Below are 25,467 nucleotides of genomic sequence, written 5' to 3' on the forward strand. Positions count from 1 at the left end.
ATCGGCCCGAGATCGGGCACACCGGGATCGGACACACCGCCCGATCGGGCCGTAGTTTTTGGCCGCCCGAAATATCGACACTCTTTAGGCCGCCCTAATCAGATCGGAGTAACGAATGAGTTCACCGCAGGACATCTGTGTCATCATCCCGACGATACGGGAGTACGAGTGCGTCCGCGAGTACGTCGCGAACGCACGCGACCACGGCTTCGACACGGACAGGCTGTTCTTCGTCCTCGTCACCGAGGACTTCTGTGACACGGGGGCGATGGAGTCGATGCTCGACGAGGAGGGTGTCGACGGCACCGTCTTCGACGGCACCGCACGCGAGGAGTGGTTCGAGGACCACGACGCCGCGGAGTTCTCGCACCTGATCCCCGCCGCGAGCCACGCGCAGACCTCCTTCGGCCTGCTGTACATGTGGGCCCACGAGCGCTTCGAGTACGGCGTCTTCATCGACGACGACACGCTCCCGCACGCCGAGGAGGACTTCTTCGGCACCCACATGCGCAACCTCGCGCACGAGGGGGAGATCGAGTCCGTCCGTTCGGACGAGTCGTGGGTGAACGTCCTCTACCAGTCCGACACCGACCTCTACCCCCGCGGCTACCCGTACGCCGCGATGGACGAGACCGTCGAGACCGACACCGAGCACGTCGACGAGGTCGTCGCCTCCCAAGGGCTGTGGACGAACGTGCCCGACCTCGACGCCGTCCGGATCCTGATGGACGGCGACCTGCAGGGGCAGGCCCAGACGCTCACCGAGTCGAGCGACTTCCGGCGCGACTTCGTCGCCGCCGAGGGACAGTACCTCACGGTCTGCTCGATGAACCTCGGCTTCCGTCGCGAGGTCGTCCCCGCGTTCTATCAGCTCCCGATGGACGACAACGAGTGGGAGGTCGGCCGGTTCGACGACATCTGGTCGGGGCTGTTCCTCAAGCGCGCCGCGGACGTGCTCGGCAAGCAGGTGTACAACGGCGGCCCGCTGTGTGAGCACAACAAGGCGCCCCGGTCGACGTTCGACGACCTCGCGAACGAGGTCGCGGGCCTTGAGCTGAACGAGCACGTTTGGGAGGTGCTCGACGGCGTCGCCGAGGACGCCGATTCCTTCGAGGCGGCGTTCGCGGAGATGGCCGACGCGCTCGCGGAGGGCGACTTCGAGGAGTGGAACAACGGGGCGTTCCTCAACCACTGCGGCGAGTACATGCGCGACTGGATCGACTGCCTCGACCGCGTCGAGGGCGCGGGAACACGTGCGACGGCGGCGGAGGCACCCGAGGTACCGGCGGATGACTGATCGAGAGACACACACCGACATGACCGACGAACACACCACGGACGGACGGCGGACGTATCGGCGGCGGAAGGTACTCGCGGGACTGGGCGCGGCCGGCGCGGCCGGGCTCGCGGGCTGTGGCGGCCTCGGCGGCGACGGCGAGGGAGACACCGGCGGCGGCGACGACGGCGGTGGCGGCGGAGGCGGCGGCGGAACCGGCGGCGACGACAGGATCGACGCCGCCTTCGACGATTTCCGCGGCTCCGGTCCGCTGGCGCAGGGCCGCTCCGACATCGGCGGCACGCGCATCGGCGACCTCGAGGATCTCAGCGGCGAGCTGACGATCTACCTCGGCGGCGGCGAGGGCGGCCTCTACCGCGACCTGCTCGCGAAGTTCGAGGACATCTACCCCGACTTCACCGCGACGCCGCGCGAGTCGGGAACCGCCGACGCGGCGAACACGATCATCAGCGAGGGCCCGGCGACGCCGGCGGACGTGTTCTGGTCGGTCGACGCGGGGTCGCTGGCGGCCGTCTCCGCCGAGGGGCTCGCGGCGGAGCTCCCCTCGGAGGTCGTCGACCCCGTCCCCGAGGAGTTCCACCCCGACGACACGTGGGTGGGTACCGCCGGGCGGGCCCGGGCGGTCCCGTACAACACCGAGGAACTGTCGGAGGACGACATCCCGGACGACGTGATGGAGTTCCCGGAGTTCGAGGGCTTCCAGGACGCGATCGGGTGGGCGCCCACCTACGGCGCCTTCCAGTCGTTCGTCACCGCGATGCGGCTGATCGAGGGCGAGGAGGCCACCCGCGAGTGGCTCCAGGGGATGCTCGACGCGGGCGTCACCGAGTTCAACAACGAGTTCCTCGTGTCGAACGCCGTCGCGGACGGCGCGCTCAACGGCGGGTTCGCGAACCACTACTACGCGCTGCGCGTGCAGGCCGCCCGGCCGAACGCGCCGATCGACCTCGCGTTCACCAGCGGCGACGCCGGCGGGCTGATCAACGTCGCGGGCGCGTCGGTGCTGTCGGCGAGCCAGAACAAGGAGCTCGCGTTCAACTTCGTGCGCCACCTCCTGTCGGCGGAGGCCCAGGAGTTCTTCGCCACCCGGACGTACGGCTACCCGATGGTCGGGGAGATCCCGCCCGTGGGCGGGCTGCCGCCGGTGTCGGAGCTGGACCCGCCGAGCATCGACCTGCGCGAGCTGTCGAACATCCAGCCGACCCTCGACCTGATGCGCGACGTCGGGGTGCTGTGATGCGCGAGGCGGTCTGAGATGGCCCCCGGCGAGGGCGTCGGTCGGATCCACGGCCTGCTCGCCAGCGACGACGACCAGCCGAGCGTGGCGGTCGTCCTCCTGGCGGCGGGCGTCGCGGCCGCGGTGCTCTCGCCGTTGTTGTGGCTGTTCATCAGCGCCTCGGAGCTGGCCGTCGGCGACGCCGTCTCGCTGTTGACCTCGGAGACGACGACGGAGGTGCTCGTCAACAGCCTCACGCTCGTGAGCCTGGTGACGGGCGCGTCGATCGTGCTGGGTGTCCCGCTGGCGGTGTTGACCGTCCAGACGGACCTCCCGTTCAGGCGCTTTTGGACCGTCCTCGCTGCGCTCCCGCTTGTGGTCCCCAGCTACATCGGCGCGTTCGCGTACGTCTCGGCGTTCGGACCCAGCGGCGCGCTGCCGGACCTGTTCGCCCAGTACGGGTTCGGGTTCGTAAACCCCTACCTACCGACGGTGTACGGACTCGGCGGAACGACGCTCGTGTTGACCCTGTTCACGTACCCGTACGTGTTCCTCACCACCCGCGCGTCGCTGCTCTCGTTCGACACGACACAGCTGGAGGCGGCACGCACGCTCAACCACAGCTATCCGCAGGCGTTCCGGCGGGTGATCCTTCCGCAGATCGCGCCGGGGGTGACCGCGGGCGCGCTGTTGGTCGCGCTGTACACGCTCTCGGACTTCGGGACGCCCGCGATCATGCGCCTCGACGTGTTCACCCGCGTCATCTACGTCGAGCTGAACAGTTTCGGCGTGGGGCGGTCGAACGCGACGCTGCTGTCGATCCAGCTGCTGACCGTCACCGCCGTGATCCTCGCGCTCGAATCGCGCGTCAGCGGCGACACCGCCGCGGGGTACGGGACGCCCTCGTCGGTGAAGACGGTCGTCTCGCTGGGGCCCTTCCGATGGCTCGCGGCGGCGGTACCCGCGTTCGTGAGCCTGTTCACGCTGGCGCTGCCCGTGGGGATCCTCACGATGTGGCTCGTGCGCTCAGGCCCGGGATACAGCGGAGGCGGGCTCGCGTTCCGACCGGAGTTCGCGTTGAACTCTGCGTACGTCGCCGTGTTGACCGCGGCCGCGACGGTGGTGCTCGCGCTCCCGGTCGCCTACTACGCCGGGCGGTCGAACTCGCTGCTCTCGAAGGCGGTCGACCGTGCGACGTACCTCGGCTACGCGATGCCCGGCGTCGTCCTCGGACTGGCGCTGGTGTTCTTCTCCAGCCGGTGGCTGCTGGACACGTTCGGCGCCGACGCGGCCCGACTGGTGTACCAGTCGCTGCCGCTTCTTGTGTTCGCGTACGTGGTCCGGTTCCTCCCGCAGGCGGTCGGGTCGACCCGGTCGTCCGTGCTCGGCGTCGACCGCGACCTCGTCGGCGCCGCCCGCCTGCTCGGCGAGGACCCCCGCGGCGCGTTCCGGCGGGTGACACTGCCGCTCATCTCGCCGGGGCTCGTCGCGGGCGCGGCGCTCGTGTTCCTCACGACGATGAAGGAGCTAGACACGACGCTCATCCTCCATCCGACAGGGTTTACAACGATAGTGACCTACATCTGGCGTGTTCAGGAGGCCGGGTACTACGGTCGCGCCGCGCTGCCGGCGCTCGTGTTAGTGGCCGTGTCCGGCCTCTCGATGGTGCCGCTGCTCACCCGATCCGACGATGCGTGACGATACACCCCACCCAGACCGCGACGCAGATCGACCCGATCGAGCCGACGCCGACGCGGCCGGTCCGGCCACCGACGGCGGGACGGCCGTCGACGAGACCGCCGGCAGCCCAACGGATCGCGACCGGGTCGAGTCGGCGGCGACAGTCGGCGACAGCCTCGGCGGCGACGCGGGGGAGCCGACGGGCGAGGCGGTGTTGGAACTCGAGGACGTGGTCAAGCGGTACGGCTCTGAGACGGCCGTTTCCGGCCTCGATCTGACCGTCCGCGAGGGCGAACTCGTCACCCTTCTCGGCCCGTCCGGCTGCGGGAAGACCACGACGCTTCGCATGATAGCCGGGCTGGAGACGCCCTCCGACGGCAAGATTTCCGTCGGCGACGAGGTGGTGGCCGGCGACGGCGCCGCCACCCCGCCCGAGGAGCGCGACGTGGGGCTCGTGTTCCAGGAGTTCGCGCTGTTCCCGCACCTCACTGTGGCCGAGAACATCGCGTTCGGGCTCGACGACCCGAACTCCGAGACCGCCGACGAGCGGGTGGCGGAATTGCTAGATCTGGTCGGACTCGGCGACTACGGCGACCGCTCGGTGACCGAGCTGTCGGGCGGGCAGCGCCAGCGGGTGGCGCTCGCGCGCTCGCTGGCGCCGGAGCCGGAGGTGTTGCTGCTCGACGAACCGTTCTCGAATCTCGACGTGAGCCTCCGCGTGCGGATGCGCGAGGAGGTGAAGCGCATTCTCGACGAGGCGGGCGTGACGGCCGTCTCGGTCACCCACGACCAGGAGGAGGCGCTGTCGATCTCCGACCGCGTCGCCGTCGTCAACGACGGCACGGTCGAACAGATCGGCGACCCCGGAGAGGTGTTCGAGCACCCCACCTCCCGGTTCGTCGCCTCCTTCCTGGGGCAGGCGAGCTTCCTCCCGGCGCGCGTCAGCGAGAGCGGGATAGAGACGAGCGTCGGGTCGTACGACCGTGACCTGTTGAAGGGGCTCGGCGACGGCTACGTCGGCAGCCACGTCGACGTGCTGGTTCGCCCCGACGACCTCCGGGCCACCCCGGTCGCCGAGGGCGACGCCGACGGCGAGGTGATCCGCCGCCAGTACACCGGCCCATCGTTCGTCTATCACGTGAAGCTCGACGACGGCACCGTCCTGCGCTGTCTCCACAACCACACCGAGGAGTTCGAGGTGGGCGAGCCCGTCGCCGTGACGCTCGTCGCCGACCACGCCCTCGCGTGGTACCCCGCCGAGTAGATGACGGGCGCCTCGACCGAACGCGAGCGCGATGAGAGTGCCGGCAGCGAGGACGGAACCGCCGCGCGGGCGGTCGCGGCCGTCCGGTCGCGACTCGACGCCGGCCGCGTCGCCGCGATCGTGCTCGCCGCGATCGGCGCAGCCGTCGCGGTCGTGGTCGCCACCGGCGTGTTCCCGTTCCGGTCGCTCAACCACGACGAGGGCGTCTACCTCCAGCAGGCCGATATGCTGCTGTCCGGGCAGGTGTTCCTGCGTCCCCCGGTCGAGGACGCGTTTCGGCCGTGGTTCTTCGTCGAGAGCGAGCGCGGCCTGTACTCGAAGTACGCGCCCGTCCCGTCGACGGTGTTCGCGCTCGGGAAGCTGCTGGGCGGGTACACGGTCGCGCTCGCGGGGATCGCCGCCGGCCTCGTCGCCGGCACGGTCGCGCTCGGTCGTGAACTGTTCGACGCGCGCGTCGGCGCCCTCGCGGGCGTCCTCCTGCTCGCGACGCCGCTGTTCGTGGTTCACAGCGGCGTGTACCTTCCGTACGCGCTGACGGCGACCCTGAACGTCGCGTTCGCCGTCTGGTACCTCCGCGGGGAACGACGCGAGAGCCGGCGCGACGCGACGCTCGCCGGCGCCGCCGTCGGCCTCGCCTTCTTCGCGCGCCCGTACACCGCGGTGTTGTTCGCGACCCCGTTCGTGCTCCACGCGGTCGTGACTCTCGCCGCCTCTGGCGCGTGGCGCGTACCGCCGGCCGCCGCCGAGCTCGTCGATGAACCGGCCGACGAACGGGCGCGGGGGCTGTTCGTCCGCCGCCTGATCACGGCCGCGCTGGGAACAGCGGGGGTGCTCGCCACCTTCGGGTACAACGCCGTCGTCACCGGCGACCCGTTCCTGTTCCCGTATCTCGCGTTCGCCCCGGAGGACGGCGTCGGCTTCGGCGAGCGCGCCATCCTCGGGCACGTGGTGGACTACACGCCCGAACTCGGGGTCGAGGCGAACCGGCTGGTGTTGGACACGCTGTTCACCGACTGGGTCGTCGCGGGGTCGCTGGGGGCGGCCGCGGCCGCAGCCGGCGTCGCACTCGCGCTCGTCGGGCGGGGGCTTCCGGGCGACCATAAGGCCGGCGACGGCGCGCTCGGCGGACGGGTCCGTCGGGGGCTGCTCGCGGCGACGTTCGCGAGCGTCGCCGCCGGCAACGTCGCCTTCTGGGGCAACTTCAACGTCCTCGGCGCGCTGGAGGTGCGCACAGACGGCCTGATCTACTACCTCGGTCCGTACTACCACTACGACCTGATCGTCCCGACGGCCGTGTTCGCGGCGGTGGCGTGCGTCGCCCTCGCGGACGGCCTGCGGGGGGCCGCGACCCAACTCGCCGAACGGGCGGGCCGGGTCGAGCCGCGCCACGCCCGCGCGGTCGCGACGGTCGCGCTCCTCGTCGCCGGCGCGGCCGCGGGCGGCGTCGCCGTCGGCGCCGTCGACGACACCGTCGAGCGCAACGAGGCGGTGACCGAGGAGCTCCGCGCCGGCTACGGGCCGCTAGTCGCCGACGGCGACCCCGGCGCGGCGGTCCCCGAGGACTCGGTCCTGTTCCTCCCGACGCCGTACGGCCCGTGGCTCAACCACCCGTTCCAGGCGCTGCGCAACGACCCCGGCCACGACGGCCCCCGGGTGTACGCGCTGGGCGACACGCGGGAACTGGAGGTCGCCCGCGAGTACCCCGACCGCGACCTCTACCGCTACGTGTACGCGGGGTCGTGGGTGCCGACCGACGACTCCACGGTCCGCGGCGGGGTCCGGGAGGTCGAGCGCGTCGCCGGCGACCGACTGTACCTGAACGCGACGCTCCAGCGTCCCGAGTCCGTCGAGGGAACCACCGTCCGCGTGACCGGCGACCGCGGGTCGACGTACCTCGTGGCGAACGATTCCGGCGGCCCCCTGTCGCTGTCGATGGTCGTCGAGGACGGCGAACTCACCGTGAGCGGTGAGGATCTGGTCGTCAGCGGCGGCGAGGGCGGCGAGGCCGAGGGCGCGGTGTTGCCGCTCGACGACGGCGACGAGATCGACGTGGAGGTGTTCGTCTCCACCGGACCCGCAAGCGGGTACAGCTACCGGCTGTCGTTCCCGTACGAGCGGATCGACGGGACGGCCCGGGCGCTGACGGCGACCGTCGAGCGGTGTCCGGTGCCGACGCGCTGTGTCCCGGAGGGCGTGGGCGACTCCCCGCCCGACCGCGGGATCGAGGTGACGCTGACGACGCCGACGTGACCGGGGCCAAAGCGACGGACGTCTCCGACCGGGTCCCCCTCCGATCCACGGTCTCGAACCGACACGCGTCACCGACACAGGGTTATTTGTTATCTCAGCGACTGATAGCCGGTATCGTGCGACAGACACGCCGGGAGTCGATACGGTTGGTCGGTGCAGTCGGCGTCGGCGTGTCCGGTGGCTGCTTGGGGCGTGGAGTGGGTCGAGGAACCGAGGATCCGTCGAACGTTCGCGTCGGATCGAAGTCGTTCCCGGAACAACGAGTACTGGGATATCTGGCGTACCACGGGCTTCAGTCGGTCGAGGGAATACAGGTCGTCAACGAGATCGGCTACGGGAACTCTCGCGAGAACTGGGAGGCGACAAGGACCGGGATCAAGGACCTCTACTGGGAGTACACGGGAACGGCGTGGAGTCGGCTCCCGCCGCGCCGTGACGAACGGATAACGGATCCGGACCGGCTGTACCGGCTCGTGAGCGAGGACGCTCGGTCACAGGGTGTGCGGATGGCCCCTCCGGCCTCGTTCTCCAACGGGTACGTCCTGATCGCCGACCGCGACTGGAGCGAACGAACCGGCGTGACGACGATCAGTGAGTTCGCGACGCACGTCGGATCGGGGGACACCGACTTCGGAGTGGCCCTCAACGAGGACTTCTATCACCGGTCGGACGGGTGGTCCGGGCTTGTCGAGTACTACGGGATCGGGTCCGAAGCCAAGGAGACCTTGGAGTCAGGGACGTTCATCATCACGTCGGTAGGTATCACCTACGAGCTGCTGAGTGACGACCGAGTCCAGGTCGCGAGCGGGTTCGACACCGACCCACAACTGGAGAGTCGGTCGTTCGTCACGCTCCGGGACGACCGCGAGTACTTCCTTCCGTACCAGCCGTCGCCGACGGCCTACGCACCGACCATCGAGGAGCACCCGGGTTTATTCGATCACCTCCGGCCGATCGTGTCCGCGTTGGACAAGCGGACGATCAGACGGTTGACCCGGCGGGTCATCATGGAGGACGAATCCCCGAGCGCCGTCGCTCGCTCGTACCTGAACGAGATCGGGGTCGTCGGATGAGCGGACGGCGTTCGGACGGTGGCGGACCGAGCGCCGTGCGTGACTCGCCGGGCGGCGAGGGGGTCATACGGGCTCGGCAGACAGTCGCACGAGCCGGCCACACGTGCGGGGTGATCGCGAATGCGTGAGTCGATCCGCTCGGTGCCAGGGATCCGTCACGTCGTCGGACTGGTTCGCGCCTCGTATCGGCGAAAGCTGGCTACCGCCCTCATCACCGTGCTCGTCATCGTCGGCGTCGTCATCCTGGGACTGTACGTCCAACTCGGGGCGGTGCTGGACGAGAACGTCGAACGATCGATGACCGCTGCGGCGGATGCCGAGGCGGGCGAGCTCGCCGAGTGGAACGGACAGAACCGGCTGGTGACACGGGTGGTTTCCGCCGACTCGGTGTTCGCGAACGGGAGCGATCACGCCGTTCGAGGATACCTCCTCGAGCAACGCGCGGACACGAAGGAGACCCGCATCGTCGACGTGTACGTGATCGATAGGCGCAGCCTCACCGTCGAGGTGGACGCGGATCGGGAGTTGGAGGGGACGGCCGTTCGGTCGTTACCGTGGGAGGAGGAGTTCGCGTTCGACGGCTTCGAAGACGTGCGGACTACGGAGCCGTACCGCTCGTCGAACGGGACGACCGTGATCGGCTACCTCACGCCGATCAGACACGACCCGGGGCACGTCCTCGTGGTGACGATCGACACCTCGGGCGTGTTCGAGCGGTTCGATCACCCGGTTGACGGCGGGTTCACGCGGGTCGTCGACTCCAACGGGACGGTTGTGTTCGCCGACGATCGGTCCGCGACGCTACGACAGTATCGGGATCAGGTACTTCGGGCCCCGGTAGTGAACCGCGGTCTCGACGGCGAGAACGGGTTCGTCCGTAGCTCGACGTACCGAGGACCGGACGGCCGGGGGGAGTACGTCGCCGCGTACGCGCCGGTGGCGAACACCGACTGGGTCGTGATCGAACACGCGCCCGCCGCCGAGGCGTACGCGATAACCAGACGGGCGAGAACGTGGATCGGCGTCGTCGGCCTGATCGCGGTCGGCGGGGTATCGACCGTTATCCTCGTGCTCGGGGCCGACGTGACCAGTGCGCTGTCGAGCCTCGGCACGCGGACGAAGGAACTCGAACGGGGGAACTACGACGTACGCTTCGACACCGAGCGTCGCGACGAGTTCGGCGACCTCAACAGGCGGCTCGCGTCGACGCGAGACACCCTCAACCGGCAGTTCGAGGAGATACAGGCGACGAAGCGGGCGCTCGAGGCGTCGAACGAGGAACTCGCGGAGCGGTCGACGATGATCGACGTACTGAATCGAGTGCTCCGACACAACGTTCGCAACGACGTCAACGTGATCGCGGGTCGCGTGATGTCCGTCGCGGAGGACGTCGACGACGAGCAGACGCGGGCCGAACTCGAGAAGATCCACGAGACGGCGTGGGATCTCGCGACGCTCTCGGACAGAACAAAGCGTATCAAAAACCTGGTCGCGGCGGGGGACGCCGAACGACGGTCGATCGACATCGCGGCGAAGCTATCCGTCGAGTTCGACGGACTCCGTGCGGCTTGGCCCGACTCCGCCGTCGTGCTCGAGGTCGACGAATCGTCGCCGACGGTTGCGGGGGTGCCGACGCTCCCGACGGCCGTCGCCGACGTCGTCGAAGAGGTGATCGAACACAACAACGGACGTGTCGAGATCGAAGTCGAGATCACACGCGAGTCGACAGACGGGCCCGATCGAAACCCGAACGGGTCCGGTCGAAACCCCGTCGTTCTCGAGGTCACCGACAACCGGGACGGGCTTCCCGACATGGATGCTGAGGCCGTCATGCGGGGGGAGGTGACGCCGAAGAAGCACGCGGAAGGGCTCGCGCTCTGGTGTCTTGAGTGGACGGTCAACAAATCGGACGGCGACCTCGTCGTGGACACCGACGATTCAACCTTCCAGATACAGTTGCCGCAACCGACTGAGGCAGACGCAAAAACCGTCAACTCCGAGTGATCGTCGAACGTTCGCCGCGCGCTCGGGACGCCGAGCCGGGGCGTCGGAAGCCGTGACATCCCGGTGGTGGTTTTACGTTCCCGACCGGCGGTCGTTCGGCCATGCTCCCGTTGCCCACCCGCTCGTCACTCCGTCCCGACGCCGGCGCCCACCGCCGGTTCGGCGCGCTGTTCTGCCTCGGTCTCGTCGGCGTGATCGCAGCCTCGGCCAGTGCGGTCGCCGGCGGCGGGTTGCCGGCGCCGCTGGCGGAACTGCACCCCGCCCTAGTGCTCGCGCTCGTGTCCATCCAGCCGGCCGTCTTCCTGGGCGTCGCGGTTGCGGTCGGGCTCGTCGCCGCCCCGCGCGTCGGCCTCAAGTCCCGCGTCCGCGAGTTGGCCGACGGCGACGGCGGCGCGTGGGCCGGCTTCCGATCCGAGCTTCGCCCCGCACTCGGGCTGGGCGGAATCGCGGGCGTTGCGCTGCTTCTCGCCGGGTGGCTGGTCGGTCCCGCGGGCTCCGTCTCCGGCGAGGGCGCGACGGTTCGAAGCGTGCTCGCGGCCGTGCCGTTGCGGTTCCTCTACGGCGGGATAACCGAGGAGCTGCTGCTCCGGTGGGGACTCATGTCGGCGCTGGCGGCGATCGGACGGCGGATGACCGGTGGCGCGCGAGGTGAACTGACCTCCGGCGTCGCGTGGGCGGCGATCCTCGCGTCGGCCGTCCTCTTCGGCTTCGGCCACCTCCCGACGGCCGTGACGCTGTACGGGTCGCTGACGCCGTCGGTCGTCGCGTTCGTCGTGCTCGGTAACTCGCTCGGCGGGGTCGCCTACGGCTGGCTGTACTGGCGCCACAGCCTCGAAGCTGCGATGGTCGGACACGCTGCGACGCACGTCGTGTTCGTCGCCGTCTCGCTGGCGCTGGTCGCCGCGTAGACGGCGTTGCCCGGATCACCCGGATGGCCGATCGGCTTCTCGCTCAGTTCTCGTCGGTGTCGGCCGTTCCGTTTTCGGTGTCGTCGGGGGCATCGTCGTCGCCCTCGGAAGCGATACCGGCACCGCCCTCAGCAGCGGTACCGCCACCGCCGTCGGCGGCTCGGACGGCCGCGCGGCGATCGGCGATCAGATCGAGCGACTCCTCGATGTCCCCGAGGACGAGCAGCGCGTAGTAGCGGAGGTAGACAACGAGGGGTACCTGCACGAGGGCCGCGACCCCGATCAGTGCGAGTCCGAACAACAGCGCAGCGAACAAGACGATCACGATGCCCAGTAACTCGCTCGCCGTCGCCACGAGGACCCCGACGGCCGCGAGCAGTCCGAACGGGATCAACAGCGCCACCGCGCCGACGCCGACTGCCACCGACGCGAGGACCCCGCCGACGACGGACAACACGACGCTCACCGCGGCGTACGCGAGATACTGCCACGGTTCGGCGGTTATCGTCGACCAGAGCCGCCCCCAAGCCCCCAGCAACGTCCGCTCCTCCCGGATCATGATCGGGACCACGAACACGGTCGTGAAGCCGTTGATCAGGCCGGTGAAGAGTCCCAGCGCACCGATGAAGGGTACTACCGCCAGAACCGTGAGGATCGGGACCGCGAGCCCGTTCCCGCCGTCGAACACGAACGGGGCGACGACGAGCGCCGCGGCGACCGCGAGGCTCCCGAGTCCCACGAGGCCGAGCAGGAGTCGGAAGCCGAACAGTCGCACCCCCTGTGGCCACCGACGCCCCCAGTACTCGCGCAGGGAGACCGTCTCCTTCCGTAACGACTCCACGAGAACGAACTCCATGACCGAACCGATGAACAGCGTTCCGAGCACGATGACCGAGATGAGGACGACGATCGTCGCGATGACGAGCCACTCCGCCCCGCCGATCGTCGCCGGGAGCTGAACACCGCCGGGTAGTTCCACCCCCGCACCGCCCCCCGGCCCGCCGCCCTCGAACGGCGCGGACGTCTGGATCCCGCCGAACCCGCCTCCAGGACCGGCCGCGAACAGGACGATCACGGCGAGTTTGACCCAGGAACTTCGATCGACGGGCCACAACAGCGCTTTCGTCGCACGGTACGCGTCGTCGACGTCTTCGACCGCGTGCAGGGACATTCGGAACCACCTATCGGCTCGACAACACGAAGATACCTATCGGTGCGTATCGTGTGGGGTCCGATCCGATACAACATCGATTCCACGTAGTGTCACGTTCAGGTCGAGACCTATACGAGCGGCACGAGCGGGCCTCAGCCCCGCGCCGTCGCTAGAGGAGTTGCCGGGCCCGCTCTTCGAGACAACACTTCAGGATCGACTTGCCGATCTCGGCGCCGCCGGAGAACGGGTCGAGCTTCGTCTCGCCGAGCCGTTCGTCGTAGGCGATCGGTTCCTGTCGGATCCGGTAGCCACGCATCGCCGGACGGATCAGCAGTTCCGCGGACAGACCGGTGTTCTCCGTCCACTGGATCGAGTCGATCACGTCCTCGTGGTACGCGCGCATGCCCGTCGTCACGTCGTAGAGCGTGTGGCCGCCGAGCGCGCTCGCGACGCCAGCGAACAGCCGGTTGCCGAGGCGGTTCATCGCCGGCATCGTGTCGGCGCCGTGGTAGAGTCGGTCGCCGCTGACCACGTCGTAGCCGTCGTTGATCAGCGCCAGGAAGTCCGGGATCCGCTCCATCGGGTAGGTGCCGTCGCAGTCGGTCGTGATCCGGACCGGATTGCTCGCCTCGTACAGCGCGCGACGAACGGCCGCGCCGTAGCCGCTTGGGGGCTGGTCGACGACGCGCGCGCCGCGCTCGCGGGCGATGTCGGCGGTGCCGTCGTCGGAGCTGTCGACCACGACGACCTCGGCGCGGCCGTCCGTCGCCGCGTCGATGTCGTCGAGCACCGGGCCGATCGCCTCCGCCTCGTTGTACGCACCCATGACGACGCTCACGTCGTCGAGCGTGTACGACCGTTGGTCCATACCGGACGCTATCGACGGAGGTTTTTAGGCTTGCCGAAAGCTGTCGATTCGAGTCAGAAGAACGGCGCGTACCGGAAGGTGACGAACGCGCCGAGCGTCGAGATGAGCGGGACGACGTTCTGCATCACGACGACGCGGGCGGTCGTCGCGGGGTCGAACAGTTCGCCGGGCGTAGGGATGTCAGCCGGGTCCTCCTCGCCGATGGGGGGCGCAGTCTCGCCGTCGCCGTCGGCGGCGAGCGCGTGGACCGAGACCGGGGGGGTCTCCCCCGTCTCGCCGCGGACGGCGTCCGAGACGGTTATCGGACGGGTGGCACGACCCCATCCGAGGCCGACGATGGACATCGTGGCGATGACGACGAAGCTCGCGGGGATCCCGATGAACGAGAGGAACACCACGAGCGCCGCGGAGATCGTCGCGACGACAATCGCGGCCGTCAACGGGAGCTCGGTGATGTCGCTGCCCATCGTCTCCAGCGTCCGGCGGGCGATCGTGAACGAACCGATCCCGACGGCGAGCCCGCCGATGAGGATGCCGGGATTCATCTCCAACGCTCCCGCGCCGACCAGCGGCGCGATGGCGTTCGCGATGTTGGACGTGCCGGAACTGAACGCCATCAGACAACCGATCGCGATGACGGCCGCGACGCCGACGACCTCGCGTCGGCTCGCGTCCTCGTGGATCGACACGCTCGGCACGACGCCCTCGCTCCAGTCGATATCGAGCACCGCGCCGTCGGACTCGTCCATCGCGAGGAGGCCGTCGAGCCGGGCGTAGAAGTAGCGGCCGATGATGAGCGACACCCAGAAACCGATGACCGGGGCGACGACCCACCAGATCACGATCCCGCCCATGACCTCCCAGTCGAGCGCGTCGTTGGCGACGCCCAGCCCGGCGATGGCGCCGACAGCAGTCATCGACGTCGAGGCGGGCACGCCGAAGACGTTGCCGACGAACAGCGCCAGCCCGATGAAGAACAGGACGCCGATACTCGTCTCCAGCGTGAACACGCCGGGTGCCGTGACCAGATCCGAGCCGAGCGTGTCGACGACGCGTCTGCCGATCGTCCACGCCCCGACGAAGAAGAACGTCGTCATCAACGCGGCCGCCGTCGACTTCGACACCGCACCCGCACCCACGGCGGGCCCGAACGCGGGGCCCGTCGTCGATCCGCCGATGTTGTAGCCGACGAACATCGCGACGAGCACGCCGACGAGAAGGAGTAGCTCCACCATATTACCTGTACTAATTGTCGTGCGCCCTAAGGCCTTGCTCTCTCACTATCTGGTGTCAGTCGACCCGTCCTCCTCGTCGGAGTCGCCGTCCTCGTCCTCCGTTCCCTCGACATCCTCCTTCCCGTCGCTGTCGGCGGCTTCACCCTCGGTGTCGTCCACGTCTTCGTCCGCGTCGCTTTCGGCGTCGTCGTCCGCGTCACCGCCCTCGCCCAGTTGCTCTCCGACAGACCGCTCGACCGCCTCCTCCACCGTTTCGCCCATCTTCTCCTCCATCGTCTTCTCGACCGTTTCCTCCACCGTCTTCTCCACCGTCTCGCCCACCTTCTCCTCCACCGTTTTGTCGACCGTCTCCTCCACCGTCTTCTCGACCGTTTCACCCACCTTCTCCTCCACCGTTTCGTCTACCGTCCGCTCGACCGTTTCGCCCACCTTCTCCTCCATCGTTTCGTCTACCGTCTTCTCGACCGTCTCGCCCACTGTCTCGTCTACCGTCTCGCCCACCTTCTCCTCGACCGTTTCACCGACGGATTCGTCGACCGTCTCCGCGACCGACCGTTCGACGTCCTGAACGGTCTCGTCGACGGTGTCCGCGACCGTCTGCTCGACCGTCTGCTGGACCTCGGTCGTCATCCACTGGGGGTCGAATCGGGCCATCTTCCAGGCGATGTGGAGAACGTACGAGACGATCACGCCCAGCCCGAACGCGACGCCCACCTCCGTGCCGAGCACGAGGATCAGTCCGACGGCCAACGCGATCAGGAGCCCGTACGTGAGGTCGACGACCGAGTCGACGCGGTTCGGGTTCACCGGGTCCACCCCGTGTCCGTCGCCCCGTCGCTCCCGGCCCCATACCCCGCCGTTCGATCCCGCCGCTCGGGGTCGTATCCGCGCATACCGGTTCTGGTGGCTCGGCGGGGTTAAAGTCGCGTGTCCTGGAACCGACTCCGGCGTTCCTTCGACGACGTGAGATCCGACCCGAGTCCGAACGTCGACCCGAGTGACCGGTCCGGAACCGTCCGCTATCGCTCGTTCCCAGTCGTTGGGATCCAGCGCGGCCCCACATTATCCCCGACCCGCAACTCGAACATGTATGACGGAGTCCGGAACATCATCGGTGTCGCGGCGGAGCGTGCTTCGAACGGCGCTTGCGGGCGGCGTCGCGGCGGCCGCCGGCGGGGCGGCGACGGCCCCCGCGGCCGCGCAGTCGTCCGGCGGGCTCGAGGAGTGGTTCTCGAACGTGGACAACTACGACGGCGTCGTCGACGAGACCGGTTCGAGTTCGGTGACCGTCGAGGTCGGCACCCAGGCCAACGGCGGCGCGTACGGGTTCGGGCCGGCGGCCGTCCGCGTCGATCCCGGGACCACCGTCACGTGGGAGTGGACCGGGAACGGCAGCTCGCACAACGTCGTCGCCGAAGGGGGCGGATCCTTCGAGTCGGAACTCGTCGGCGATGCGGGGTACACGTTCGAGCACACCTTCGAGGAGGCCGGAGTCTACCGGTACGCCTGCACCCCGCACAAGGCGCTCGGGATGAAGGGCGCCGTCGTCGTCGGCGACACCGAGGTCGGCGGATCGAGCGACGGCGGAACCGGCGGAGGCGGCAGTGAGTCGGCCGGTGGCGACGGCGAGGGCGGCACGGCGAACGCGACCGAGTCCGCCGAGGAGACGAACGAGTCGGCCGCCGGAGGCGCGGACGGCGGCAGCGGCGGAGGCGGAGGTGGCGGCGTCGGCGACGCGCCGGCACTGCTGGTGCTCGGCGGCGGAATCGCCGCGGCACTGTCGCCGCTCGTGTTCGGGCTGTTCCTCCTCCTGTCCGGGGAGGACACTACAACGGCCACGGAGGGCGCGTACAGGGCCGACGGCGGGAGCCAGTCGGCGGAGCGTCGAGACGACGGGGCGAGGTGACCCGACATGGCTCGCGCGCGACTCGAGGTGTCGCTCCCGGAGGACGTCTGGGTCGGACAGGTGACCCGGTCGCATCCGGACGCGACGCTGTCGGTGTTGTCGGTGCTGCCGACCGACCGCGGCGGGGTCGCGCTCGTCGCGCTCCGTGACGACGACGCGCCGGAGGTCGTCCGGGATATCGACGCCGCGGAAGGGGTCGAGGAGGTCGAACTCCAACGAGCCGCAGAGGACGTCCGGGAGGCGATCATCCGGGTCGAGACCACGGATCCCCGCCTACTGTTGCCGCTGAGCGACTCGCGGCTCCCGGTGGAGTACCCGGTCGAGATCACGGAGGGGACCGCCCGGCTCACGGTCGCCGGAGCGCGCGACAGGCTCTCGGCGTTCGCGACCGCGCTGGAGACGATGGGGATGGACTACGTCGTCGAGTACGTCCACGACGCGATCGACGCCGAGGACCTCCTCACCGACGGCCAGCGGGATCTGCTCGGGGCGGCGATCCGGGCGGGCTACTACGACACCCCGCGCGAGACGACGCTGACCGAGCTGGCAGACCGGCAGGGGATCGCGAAATCGACGGCGAGCGAACGGCTCCACCGTGCCGAGGGGACGGTTATCAAGCGATTCGCCGAGGACGCGCTCGACATCGACCCCGAGCGCTCGCCGCTGACGCAGTAGCGAACGGAATGCCCGACTCCGATGGAGGACGAGGGACAGCCACCGCGAGGTGTGGCCCGAGCGGGGCGTCGGCCGTGGGAGCGGAGTGCCGAGTCCGCATCGGGGCCCCGTTCGGGGTTGGCGACGGGAACAGCCGTCGGTTCAGACTGCCTGTACCACCGCCGTTTTGCGGATCACTCTCGTGGCTCGTCCAATGGATCTGCGACGGCTAGCCGCGGCGGCTACGATCGGAATCACGGGGATCGGCCTGCTCGGCGTCGCGAGCCGATCACTCGTCGAGGGGATTCAGGGAATTGCAGGCTGGGTCGTCGTCGGCTCCGTGCTCGTTCTCGGCGTCTCGTTCACGTTCGCCGGGCCAGTGCTGTACCGGAGTTCGGTCGAGTCCGAACACCTCCTCCGGGTTGCCGGGTGGAACGCGCTCGGTGTGGTCGTGACGATCGCCGTCCTCGCGCTGGTCGCCGCCTTCCAAGCCGCGACTGGCGGTCGCGTCGCCGCGCCGCTGCTGTCGGGAACGGTGATCCTCGGCGTGAGCGCGTTCGCCCACGTACTGATCGGCGTCAACGACGTGCGCCGGATCCGCGCGCGGACGGTCGCCGACCAGCGACAGAAGGCGGCCGTGGTGAACCGGTTCGTCCGCCACGACCTCCGTCACGCAGCACAGTTGCTGATCGGGTACAGCGACCAACTGCGCGGCGAGGGCGTCGTCGATGGGGACGATGGCGACGCCGGCCGCGATGGCCTCGCCGACCGGGTCGCCTCCATCGGGCGGGACCTGAGCGAGACGCAGTCGCGCGTCAAGATCATCGACGAACTGCTCGACGGGGAGGGCGTCGACGACCGCTCGCAGGTCGTGGTGAGCGCGGCGCTGAAGCGGCGTCACGACGAGTTGATCGACTACCACCCGAACGGCACGGTCCGGATCGACTCCGACGGGGAGCCGGCGGTCCTCGGCGGCGACCACGTCGTGACAGCGGTCGGCGAGTTGGTCGAGAACGCCTTACAGTACGGCGGCGATCCGTCCGACGTTCGGGTTCGGGAGACGCGTGCGGGTCGGGAGGTCGAGATCAGGGTCCTCGACGACGGCGACGGCTTCCCGGAGAGCGAGCGCGCGCTGATCAACGACGACGAGGTCGAGACGCAGCTCCGCCACAGCAGCGGGATGGGCCTCTGGCTCGCGAAGTGGGTGATCGAGTTCCACGGCGGAACGCTCTCGGTCGGCACGTACCCCGACGGCGGCGGCGAGGCGACTGTTCGGCTGCCCGCTGCGGACCGGTCGTAGCCGCGGCGGTCACAGAGGTGGTGCGGTGAGACGCGGTGAGATCCGGTACGGTGAGGTGGATCCTGTCCGGCGGGCGCGACGGCCCGGGGCGGTCAGCCCGTGTCCTCGCCGGCACCCTCGCCCGGCGACGGATCGAACACCTCCGGGTTCTCCTCGCCGTCGACCGAGACGACGCCGAGCATCCCCTTGCGCGCGACGCGCGAGAGCGCGTGGTCGACGAGCTTGATGTCCTCGGGCACCGGGAGGTCCATCGTGCCGACCATACAGCTGCCCGGCGGGACGTTCATCGTCTGGACGTACCGCTCGGGGTCGCCCGCGATGGCGCCGTCGCGGTAGGCGTCGGTCCAGACGTTGCCGATGGGGTGGAAGTTGCTGTTCAGGTTCGGCCCCCCATCGACCATGAACACCCGCACGGTCTCGTCGGTCTCGGCGGCCATCGCGCCGAAGCCGTCGGGTGTGAGGGCGTACTTCTGCCCGTTGAGCACGACGTACGTCGGATCCTCCGCCTTCATCGACTCCAGGTCGAAGCTGTGGCGGCCCTTCTCGCCGGCGGGCTTGTCCGTGTAGATCTCGTGTTGCCCGACGTAGAACTCGCGGTCGACCGCCGGGAGCCCGTCCTCGGGCTCGACGAGGATCATCCCGAACATCCCCGAGGCGATGTGGTAGTCCATGTTCGCGACGGCACAGTGGTAGATGAACGCGCCGGGGTACTCCGCACGGAACTGGATCGTCGCCGACTCGCCCGGCGCGACCGTCGTGTCCTCGGCGCCGCCGCCGGGGCCGTAGCACGCGTGGAAGTCGACGTTGTGGGGCATCGCGTTCTCCTCGGCGTTCGTCAGCGTCACCCGGACGGTGTCGCCGCGTCGGACCCGGATCATCGGGCCGGGGATCTGCCCGTCGAACGTCATGTAGTCGTAGACGACGCCGTCCTCGATCTCCGCGCGCACCTCGCGGGCGGTCAACTCGACTTCGACCGTCTCCGACGTGTCGCGGTCGATCGGATCGGGCACGTCAGTCGGGTCGGCTGCGACTCGGCTACTCGTCGGCTTCCCGCTCGTCTTCTCGGTCGTCTGCCGCGCGGTCTCGGTCTGTGCGTCGGTCGGCGCCTCGGCCGCGCAGCCGGCGAGCGCCGCGCCGCCCGCGCCGGTTCCGAGCGCCTTCAGCGTCGTCCGTCGCGTCGTGGGCATCAGTGGGCACCTCGCAGTTGGACGTATGGCCTGTCTCCCCATCAACCGGCTTCGTGGTTCTCACGCGGGGAGACCCGTTCTTACGCGCGGAGGGAGTCGTCGAACGGGTTCGGTGGACCGTATATAACCCACCCAACCCATCGACCGTCCCGACTACGCCGACTCTGACGGTCCCGCCGGCGCGACCCGACTTCCGAGGAGTACCCGTGCGAGCGCCCGCGTCGCGCCGATGAGCGTGAACGCCCACACGAGCAGCGCGAACCAGCCCCAGTAGGCGGGGACGACTGACAGCGGGCTGAACGTGCCGACACCGGCCAGGTTCAGCGTGCACGCGGTGTACATCCCCATCGGGAACACCCGGCCCCACGCCGTCGGCGCGTACGAGTGCAGTCGACGCCCGAATCCCAGTCGCGACCACGGGACGAGGAGGACCCACACCGGCGGCCGGCCCTCGACCCCGTCGGTCAGGAACGACCAGACGTCGAGCGCGAGCAGCAACGGGATCCACCACGAGGCGATCGCCCACGCGAGGAAGGTGATCCCGAGGATCACCGGCGCGTACGACTCCCAAGCGGGGACCGTCCCCAGTCGCGGGCCCAGCGTCGCCCCCGCGAGCGTCGTGATCGCCGCCGCACCCATCGTGATCCAGTAGGGCCCGGTCCAGTCCTCGGGGCGCACCGCCCCCTCCAGGAGCCGGTAGGTGACGACCGTCACGACGACGAAGTAGAGGACGTACCCGGCACCGAAGTAGCTCATGCTCAGCAGGACGATCTCGGTCGTGTACCCGTCGACGGCGCCCGAAAGCGACCCGCCCAGGATCGCGAGCGACTGCATGCAGACGATAACGAGCAGGAACGCCCCGTCGATCCGCTCGCTCACCGCGGGCTTGCCGGCGCCGACGAACTCGGTGACGAACAGGTAGTACAACAGCGCCGGTGTCACGGCGGTCATCGACACCCACAATACCGCCGCCGCACCCACCGCATCGAAGAACGTCAGCAGTTGGACGCCGACCGTGTTCGTCCCCACGACGAACGTCAGCGAACCCCAGTGCCGGTCCCTGTCGCGGAGGTCCGCGAGCACCCGTCCCGGGAACAGGCCGACACGGACCGCGAGGACGCCCACGAGCAGGGCGTAGCAGGCGACGTTGAAGGCCGCGAGCGGAGACGCGACCGCGTCGACGCCGAGTTCGCGGAACGCGATCGAGACGATCCCCGTGGACATGACGAGCCCGAAATACGCGGGGTCGAACGTCTCGATCGCGTCCACGACGCCCGCCGGTGAGGACGCTCCTCGGGCGGGGTCGCCGTTCCCGTCGCCCGGTTGCGATGCGCGGTCGTCCGGTCGTGATCCGTGTTCGGTCGGGTCCATGCGACGGCCTCCTCGAGAGACACCGGCCGCAACGGACCGGCCTGGATAAAAGGGACGGCATTCGGTCGGGCGAGTCCGGCTCGGCCGACGACAACGAGGGCACTGCCGGACGTGCTGGTGTCGACACCGCCGTAGACGGGTTAGTCCGTCTGGAAAAGTTTTATTCCGTCAGACCTCGTTCCGTCCGTATGGACGAGCCGCGAGCGGAACTGACCGCGGACGCGGACGAGCGAGCGACACCGCCGGCGTTCGACGAGTTGACGCCCGTCGACGAGGTCGTCCGCGGCGAACGAACGCGCGACGACTTCCTTGACGCCGTCCTCGACGCCGACGACCCGATGACGGTCGGCGAGGTCGCCGACGCGGCCGGACACGGCACCGACGCGGCGCGGGAGTACCTGGAGTGGTTCGAGCGAATGGGGATCGTCACCCGTGTCACTGATTCGCCGGCGACGTACCGCCGGAACCCGTCGTACCTGCGATGGCGCCGGGTGCAGACGCTTCGGGAGCGATACACCGACGAGGAATTGGTCGACCTCTTGGGGACCGAACGCGAGCGTGCGGAGACGTACGCGGGGGAGTTTGACGCCGACTCGCCCGACGAGGTAGCGATCGCCGACCGCGCGTCCGACGACGGCCGGTCGGTCGAGGACGTGTGGGCGGACGTGAGCGCGTGGCGAACGTCGAGGCGACGGACCGACCTCCTCGAACGGGCACTGAAGGCTGAGGGGGAAGGTTCGGCCGGCCGACGCCGCGCCGTATGACCGGCGGAGCGGACCCGGACGATCCGACCGATCCCACAGCGGGGGAGGGTGCACCGGCCGACTTCGACAGGCTGGACACGATCGCCGAACGACTCGACGGCGACGACCGGTTCGAATCGGTGGACTCCCGCCCCGAGTTCGCACCGGACCGTGTGACGTGTTCGTACGACCTCGGGTTCTATCCGGAACCGGTTCGGTCCGCCCGCCTCGAGGTCGCGTGGTTCCAGAACGGGGACTTCTCGCTCCACTACCACGAGGACCACGACGCCTCCACGTTCGATCACCGGTGGGACCGCCACCCGTCGGATCACAACGCACGGGACCACGTGCACCCCGGTCCCGACGCGCCGACGCCGGGCGAGGATACCGTTCACCCCACGGACTGGCGTGACGTGCTCGCGTCCGTTCTCCACGAAATACAGCGGCGACAGCGGGCGTTCTGGACGGGGTGATTCCCCGTCAGTCGTCGTCCAGGAACGCCCGGATCCCGTCGGTCGTGATCACGGCGTCCGGGTCGTCGACGACGCGGCGAGCGGTCAGCTTCGCGGCCACGTCGTAGGCGAACAGCGCCGTGCCGAGGATGATGAGCGTGTCCCCGGGGAGCCGCGCCCAGAACAGCGACTGGATGAGCGGCCGGTTGTAGAACGCCAGCGAGCGCGCGGCGTCGTACCCCTGCGTGAACGACACCTCCAGCTGGATGAACCCGACCGGGAGGACGCTGACGAACACCATCAGCGCGAGGCCGACGTTCCACAGCCAGAACGCCCACCGCAGGCGCCGTCCCGACCAGTTCGAGACGGTGAACCGGAGCACGTACGTCGCCATGCCGATGGCGAGGAAGCCGAACGCGCCGAACATGGCGGCGTGGGCGTGGCCGACCGTAAGGTAGGTGCCGTGCTCGTAGTAGTTGATCAGCGGGAGGTTGATGAAGAACCCGAGCACGCCCGCACCGACGAAGTTCCACACCCCGGAGGCGATGATGAACATGAACGGCAGCGTGTACGGGAACGACTCGCCGCTGCCGACGAGCGCGCGGTACTCGTTGATCGCCTCGAAGAGGATGAACACCAGCGGGATCAACTCGAGCGTCGAGAAGACGCTCCCGATGGGCACCCAGAGGTCGGGCATGCCGATCCACCAGTAGTGGTGGCTGACGCCGATGACGCCCGTTCCCATCACCAGCAGCGCCTCCAGCAGGACGGCCTTCTCGGCCGAGCGGCGCCGAAGGAGGTTCATCGACACCAGCGTCATGGCGACGACGGCGACGATGAAGAACTCGAAGGCGCCCTCGACCCACATGTGGACGACCCACCAGCGCCAGAACTCCGTCACCGCGATGTTCGTCTCCGGGGTGAACATGAAGCCCGCGGTGAACAGCAGCGCGATGGAGCCGCCGGCGTAGAGGATCATGTGCGCGAGCCCGTACGGCTCCTCCCGGTCGAGCAGGGGCTTGAGCCCCCGTGCCGCGAGGGCGGCCCACGCGACGAACCCGACGAGCAGGCCGGCCTGCCAGAGCTTGCCGACCTCCAGGTACTCCAGCCCCTCGTTGCCGAGGATCCACCAGAGGTCGCCGTCGAAGTAGCCGTGTGCGCCGAGCCAGATGCCCGAGAGCCCGCCGACGGCGACGACCACCAACGCGACGAGCAGCCCCTTCACGTACCGCGCCTGGTTGTCGGGCTCGTAGCCCGTCAGGAGCGGCGGGAGGAACAGCCCGGCCCCCAGCCAGAGCGTCGCGATCCAGAGGATCCCCAGATCGATGTGCCACGTCTTCGCCATCGCGAACGGGAGCAACTGGAGGACGTCGATACCGAGTCCCGGAACCTCCTCCAGCCCGAAGAACGCGTGCCGTTCGATGTAGTAGTGAGCGAGCAACCCGCCGAGCAGCGTCTGCGCGAGGAACAACAGCGCCGCGACCGGGACGAACCACAGCGCCGCCGACTGGCTCGGCAGCAGATCGGTGTCGTCCGGGTGGGGCACGTCGACGCCCTCGGTCGACGGCTCCGGCAGGTCGATCGACGAGTACAGCCAGATACCGACCCCGGCGCCGGCGACGAGCAGCACCATCGCGATGACGCTCCACGTCATCGCCGAGGCGCCGGGGGTGTTACCGGCGGCGGGCGCGGGCGGCCAGTCGTTGGTGAAGCTGTGGTCGGCGCCCGGGCGGTCGGTGTGGGAGAACCACGCGGTCCACATCGCGAAGTCGGCGAAGCGCCGCGCGTCCTCCTCGGAGTCGATCATGTCGACGGGGACGCCACGGGCGTTCGACCCCTCGTGGTAGCGCTCGACGTACTCCTGGCGCACCTGTTCGTGGGCGTACGCCTCGGCGGCGGAGTACTCGATGACCCCGTCCCCGGGCGACCCGTCGTCGAGGTCCGACTTCACGAGCGAGTCGACGGCCGCGCGCTCCTCCGCGGGGAGGTCGTCGTACGCGTCGCCGTAGCGCTCCTCGGCGTAGTACTCGCGCATCGCCTCGGTCTTCAGGTCGAGCGCGTCGGCGGTGTAGTCGGGGCCGTAGTACGCCCCGTTGCCGAGGATCGAACCGTGGTTCATCAGCCCGTCCCGCTGGAACGCCGCCTTGCCGGCCTGTACGTCGTCGCCCGTCGCGAGCGTCTCGCCGTCGGGTCCGACGATCCGGTCGGGGATGGGCGGCGCCTCCTCGTACGCCAGCGCGGCGCCGGCGCCCATCACGACGAGGTTCACGACGAAGGCCACGACGAGCGCCTTCGCAAGCGTCCGTCTCGTGACTCTCATGCGGTCGGGGATACTCCCGTGAGGGATTTTAGTCCGTCCGGCGTTCCGTTCGGGCGAGGACTGACACGAACATGTTCCCGGCGGTACTGGCGGCGGAAGCGACGACAGAGCCGCCATTCTCGTCGCCTATCAGTACCCGAGGTTCTCGTACTCCTCAGGGTCGTCCGACGGGTCCAGCCGGAGGAGTTCGAGTTCGCGAACGGATTTCACCGTCTTTCCGGCGTCGACGCGCGCGAGGAACCGCGGGCCGCGCTCGGGCGGCAGCGGGTCGCAGTCGCGCTCGACCGCGAGGTGGGCCGAGAGCGCGGTCGCCACCGGGACGCAGACGGCGTAGTCGCCGGCGTCGACCACCCTGAGATGGGTGGCGTCGCCGTCGATGTCGACGCCCGCGGCCTCCAGCACCGCGGCGACCGGGACACCCCGCCACACCCCGCCCCAGCGCTCGCCGCTGGCGCATAGATACTCGCGTTCGATGCGCTCGCGCTCCATCGCGCGCAGGCGGTCGAGGTCCACGGCGGCGCGGTCCTCGCCCGCGCGGACGGTCACTGCGACGCCGGACGCCGACGGGCCGCCGCGTTCCCGACGC

Annotated in this window: 21 protein-coding genes; 13 read left to right on the forward strand and 8 right to left on the reverse strand. The window is 69.2% G+C overall.

Features of this window, described 5'->3' with window-relative positions:
* Positions 1-115: 115 nt before the first annotated feature.
* The 8 genes from K6T36_RS17485 to K6T36_RS17520 all read left to right on the forward strand — a co-directional run bounded on the left by K6T36_RS17485 (position 116) and on the right by K6T36_RS17520 (position 11,692).
* A complete protein-coding gene (locus K6T36_RS17485; RefSeq protein ID WP_222923735.1) occupies positions 116-1,297 on the forward strand; it encodes an alpha-1 4-glucan-protein synthase in 1,182 nt (393 codons plus the stop codon).
* Positions 1,290-2,534, forward strand: coding sequence for an extracellular solute-binding protein (locus K6T36_RS17490; protein WP_390182340.1), 1,245 nt, complete (start codon positions 1,290-1,292; stop codon positions 2,532-2,534). Before K6T36_RS17485 ends, K6T36_RS17490 begins: the two co-directional genes overlap by 8 nt.
* Before the next feature lie 18 nt (positions 2,535-2,552).
* The gene (locus K6T36_RS17495; protein ID WP_222923736.1) at positions 2,553-4,211 is read left to right on the forward strand and encodes an ABC transporter permease; all 1,659 of its coding nucleotides are present in this window, start codon (positions 2,553-2,555) and stop codon (positions 4,209-4,211) included.
* Positions 4,204-5,457 carry an ABC transporter ATP-binding protein gene (locus K6T36_RS19220; RefSeq protein ID WP_390182339.1) on the forward strand — a complete coding sequence of 418 codons (1,254 nt, stop codon included), beginning with the start codon at positions 4,204-4,206 and terminating at the stop codon, positions 5,455-5,457. Before K6T36_RS17495 ends, K6T36_RS19220 begins: the two co-directional genes overlap by 8 nt.
* Positions 5,458-7,707 carry an ArnT family glycosyltransferase gene (locus K6T36_RS17505; protein ID WP_222923737.1) on the forward strand — a complete coding sequence of 750 codons (2,250 nt, stop codon included), beginning with the start codon at positions 5,458-5,460 and terminating at the stop codon, positions 7,705-7,707. It abuts the gene before it with no gap.
* A 197-nt stretch (positions 7,708-7,904) separates the two neighbouring features.
* Complete coding sequence (locus tag K6T36_RS17510; RefSeq protein ID WP_222923738.1) at positions 7,905-8,780, forward strand: glycine betaine ABC transporter substrate-binding protein; 876 nt, start codon at positions 7,905-7,907, stop codon at positions 8,778-8,780.
* Positions 8,781-8,900: 120 nt separating this feature from the next.
* Positions 8,901-10,784 carry a HAMP domain-containing protein gene (locus K6T36_RS17515; RefSeq protein ID WP_222923739.1) on the forward strand — a complete coding sequence of 628 codons (1,884 nt, stop codon included), beginning with the start codon at positions 8,901-8,903 and terminating at the stop codon, positions 10,782-10,784.
* 101 nt (positions 10,785-10,885) lie between these two features.
* Positions 10,886-11,692, forward strand: coding sequence for a CPBP family intramembrane glutamic endopeptidase (locus K6T36_RS17520; protein WP_222923740.1), 807 nt, complete (start codon positions 10,886-10,888; stop codon positions 11,690-11,692).
* A 43-nt stretch (positions 11,693-11,735) separates the two neighbouring features.
* On the opposite strand, the gene K6T36_RS17525 is transcribed toward K6T36_RS17520, so the two are convergent.
* From K6T36_RS17525 to K6T36_RS17540, 4 genes are all read right to left on the reverse strand, one after another.
* Complete coding sequence (locus tag K6T36_RS17525; protein ID WP_222923741.1) at positions 11,736-12,863, reverse strand: DUF7544 domain-containing protein; 1,128 nt, start codon at positions 12,861-12,863, stop codon at positions 11,736-11,738.
* 151 nt (positions 12,864-13,014) lie between these two features.
* Positions 13,015-13,713 carry a dolichyl-phosphate hexose transferase gene (locus K6T36_RS17530; protein ID WP_222609422.1) on the reverse strand — a complete coding sequence of 233 codons (699 nt, stop codon included), beginning with the start codon at positions 13,711-13,713 and terminating at the stop codon, positions 13,015-13,017.
* A 53-nt stretch (positions 13,714-13,766) separates the two neighbouring features.
* Complete coding sequence (locus K6T36_RS17535) at positions 13,767-14,948, reverse strand: inorganic phosphate transporter (RefSeq protein ID WP_222923742.1); 1,182 nt, start codon at positions 14,946-14,948, stop codon at positions 13,767-13,769.
* A 45-nt stretch (positions 14,949-14,993) separates the two neighbouring features.
* Positions 14,994-15,755, reverse strand: a complete 762-nt coding sequence (locus K6T36_RS17540) for a hypothetical protein (RefSeq protein WP_222923743.1) — start codon at positions 15,753-15,755, stop codon at positions 14,994-14,996.
* A gap of 283 nt (positions 15,756-16,038) precedes the next feature.
* Here K6T36_RS17540 and K6T36_RS19225 point away from each other — a divergent pair, with 283 nt between their 5' ends.
* From K6T36_RS19225 to K6T36_RS17555, 3 genes are all read left to right on the forward strand, one after another.
* Positions 16,039-16,854 (forward strand): halocyanin domain-containing protein, encoded by an 816-nt coding sequence (locus tag K6T36_RS19225; protein ID WP_222923744.1) that lies wholly within the window; start codon positions 16,039-16,041, stop codon positions 16,852-16,854.
* 6 nt (positions 16,855-16,860) lie between these two features.
* Positions 16,861-17,529: a helix-turn-helix domain-containing protein gene (locus tag K6T36_RS17550; protein ID WP_222923745.1), complete on the forward strand. Its 669-nt coding sequence runs from the start codon at positions 16,861-16,863 to the stop codon at positions 17,527-17,529.
* Between the two features lie 193 nt (positions 17,530-17,722).
* Positions 17,723-18,808 (forward strand): sensor histidine kinase, encoded by a 1,086-nt coding sequence (locus K6T36_RS17555; protein WP_222923746.1) that lies wholly within the window; start codon positions 17,723-17,725, stop codon positions 18,806-18,808.
* A gap of 92 nt (positions 18,809-18,900) precedes the next feature.
* Here the strand turns inward: K6T36_RS17555 and nirK are convergent, their stop codons facing one another.
* Entirely contained in the window at positions 18,901-19,998 is a 1,098-nt protein-coding gene (nirK, locus tag K6T36_RS17560; RefSeq protein WP_222923966.1) for a copper-containing nitrite reductase, read from the reverse strand.
* Positions 19,999-20,148: 150 nt separating this feature from the next.
* Positions 20,149-21,366 (reverse strand): tellurite resistance/C4-dicarboxylate transporter family protein, encoded by a 1,218-nt coding sequence (locus tag K6T36_RS17565; protein ID WP_222923747.1) that lies wholly within the window; start codon positions 21,364-21,366, stop codon positions 20,149-20,151.
* Between the two features lie 188 nt (positions 21,367-21,554).
* On the opposite strand from K6T36_RS17565, the gene K6T36_RS17570 reads away from it, so the two are divergent.
* Positions 21,555-22,130, forward strand: a complete 576-nt coding sequence (locus tag K6T36_RS17570) for a DUF7342 family protein (RefSeq protein ID WP_222923748.1) — start codon at positions 21,555-21,557, stop codon at positions 22,128-22,130.
* Positions 22,127-22,582 carry a toxin-antitoxin system TumE family protein gene (locus K6T36_RS17575; protein WP_222923749.1) on the forward strand — a complete coding sequence of 152 codons (456 nt, stop codon included), beginning with the start codon at positions 22,127-22,129 and terminating at the stop codon, positions 22,580-22,582. The genes K6T36_RS17570 and K6T36_RS17575 overlap by 4 nt, the downstream gene beginning before the upstream one ends.
* A gap of 7 nt (positions 22,583-22,589) precedes the next feature.
* On the opposite strand, the gene K6T36_RS17580 is transcribed toward K6T36_RS17575, so the two are convergent.
* Both K6T36_RS17580 and K6T36_RS17585 read right to left on the reverse strand, forming a co-directional pair.
* On the reverse strand, positions 22,590-24,881 hold the full coding sequence (locus K6T36_RS17580; protein WP_222923750.1) for a nitric-oxide reductase large subunit: 2,292 nt from the start codon (positions 24,879-24,881) through the stop codon (positions 22,590-22,592).
* 129 nt (positions 24,882-25,010) lie between these two features.
* Positions 25,011-25,427 carry a molybdopterin-dependent oxidoreductase gene (locus K6T36_RS17585; RefSeq protein ID WP_225935257.1) on the reverse strand — a complete coding sequence of 139 codons (417 nt, stop codon included), beginning with the start codon at positions 25,425-25,427 and terminating at the stop codon, positions 25,011-25,013.
* Positions 25,428-25,467: the final 40 nt, after the last annotated feature.

Source organism: Halobaculum roseum, from assembly GCF_019880245.1.
Classification (GTDB): domain Archaea; phylum Halobacteriota; class Halobacteria; order Halobacteriales; family Haloferacaceae; genus Halobaculum; species Halobaculum roseum.

Coding starts and splice junctions, on each gene's coding strand:
- K6T36_RS17485 (WP_222923735.1), top strand. CDS start 116: ATGAGTTCACCGCAGGACATCTGTGTCATCATCCCGACGATACGGGAG.
- K6T36_RS17490 (WP_390182340.1), top strand. CDS start 1,290: ATGACTGATCGAGAGACACACACCGACATGACCGACGAACACACCACG.
- K6T36_RS17495 (WP_222923736.1), top strand. CDS start 2,553: ATGGCCCCCGGCGAGGGCGTCGGTCGGATCCACGGCCTGCTCGCCAGC.
- K6T36_RS19220 (WP_390182339.1), top strand. CDS start 4,204: ATGCGTGACGATACACCCCACCCAGACCGCGACGCAGATCGACCCGAT.
- K6T36_RS17505 (WP_222923737.1), top strand. CDS start 5,458: ATGACGGGCGCCTCGACCGAACGCGAGCGCGATGAGAGTGCCGGCAGC.
- K6T36_RS17515 (WP_222923739.1), top strand. CDS start 8,901: ATGCGTGAGTCGATCCGCTCGGTGCCAGGGATCCGTCACGTCGTCGGA.
- K6T36_RS17520 (WP_222923740.1), top strand. CDS start 10,886: ATGCTCCCGTTGCCCACCCGCTCGTCACTCCGTCCCGACGCCGGCGCC.
- K6T36_RS17525 (WP_222923741.1), bottom strand. CDS start 12,863: ATGTCCCTGCACGCGGTCGAAGACGTCGACGACGCGTACCGTGCGACG.
- K6T36_RS17530 (WP_222609422.1), bottom strand. CDS start 13,713: ATGGACCAACGGTCGTACACGCTCGACGACGTGAGCGTCGTCATGGGT.
- K6T36_RS17535 (WP_222923742.1), bottom strand. CDS start 14,948: ATGGTGGAGCTACTCCTTCTCGTCGGCGTGCTCGTCGCGATGTTCGTC.
- K6T36_RS19225 (WP_222923744.1), top strand. CDS start 16,039: ATGACGGAGTCCGGAACATCATCGGTGTCGCGGCGGAGCGTGCTTCGA.
- K6T36_RS17550 (WP_222923745.1), top strand. CDS start 16,861: ATGGCTCGCGCGCGACTCGAGGTGTCGCTCCCGGAGGACGTCTGGGTC.
- K6T36_RS17555 (WP_222923746.1), top strand. CDS start 17,723: ATGGATCTGCGACGGCTAGCCGCGGCGGCTACGATCGGAATCACGGGG.
- K6T36_RS17565 (WP_222923747.1), bottom strand. CDS start 21,366: ATGGACCCGACCGAACACGGATCACGACCGGACGACCGCGCATCGCAA.
- K6T36_RS17570 (WP_222923748.1), top strand. CDS start 21,555: ATGGACGAGCCGCGAGCGGAACTGACCGCGGACGCGGACGAGCGAGCG.
- K6T36_RS17575 (WP_222923749.1), top strand. CDS start 22,127: ATGACCGGCGGAGCGGACCCGGACGATCCGACCGATCCCACAGCGGGG.
- K6T36_RS17580 (WP_222923750.1), bottom strand. CDS start 24,881: ATGAGAGTCACGAGACGGACGCTTGCGAAGGCGCTCGTCGTGGCCTTC.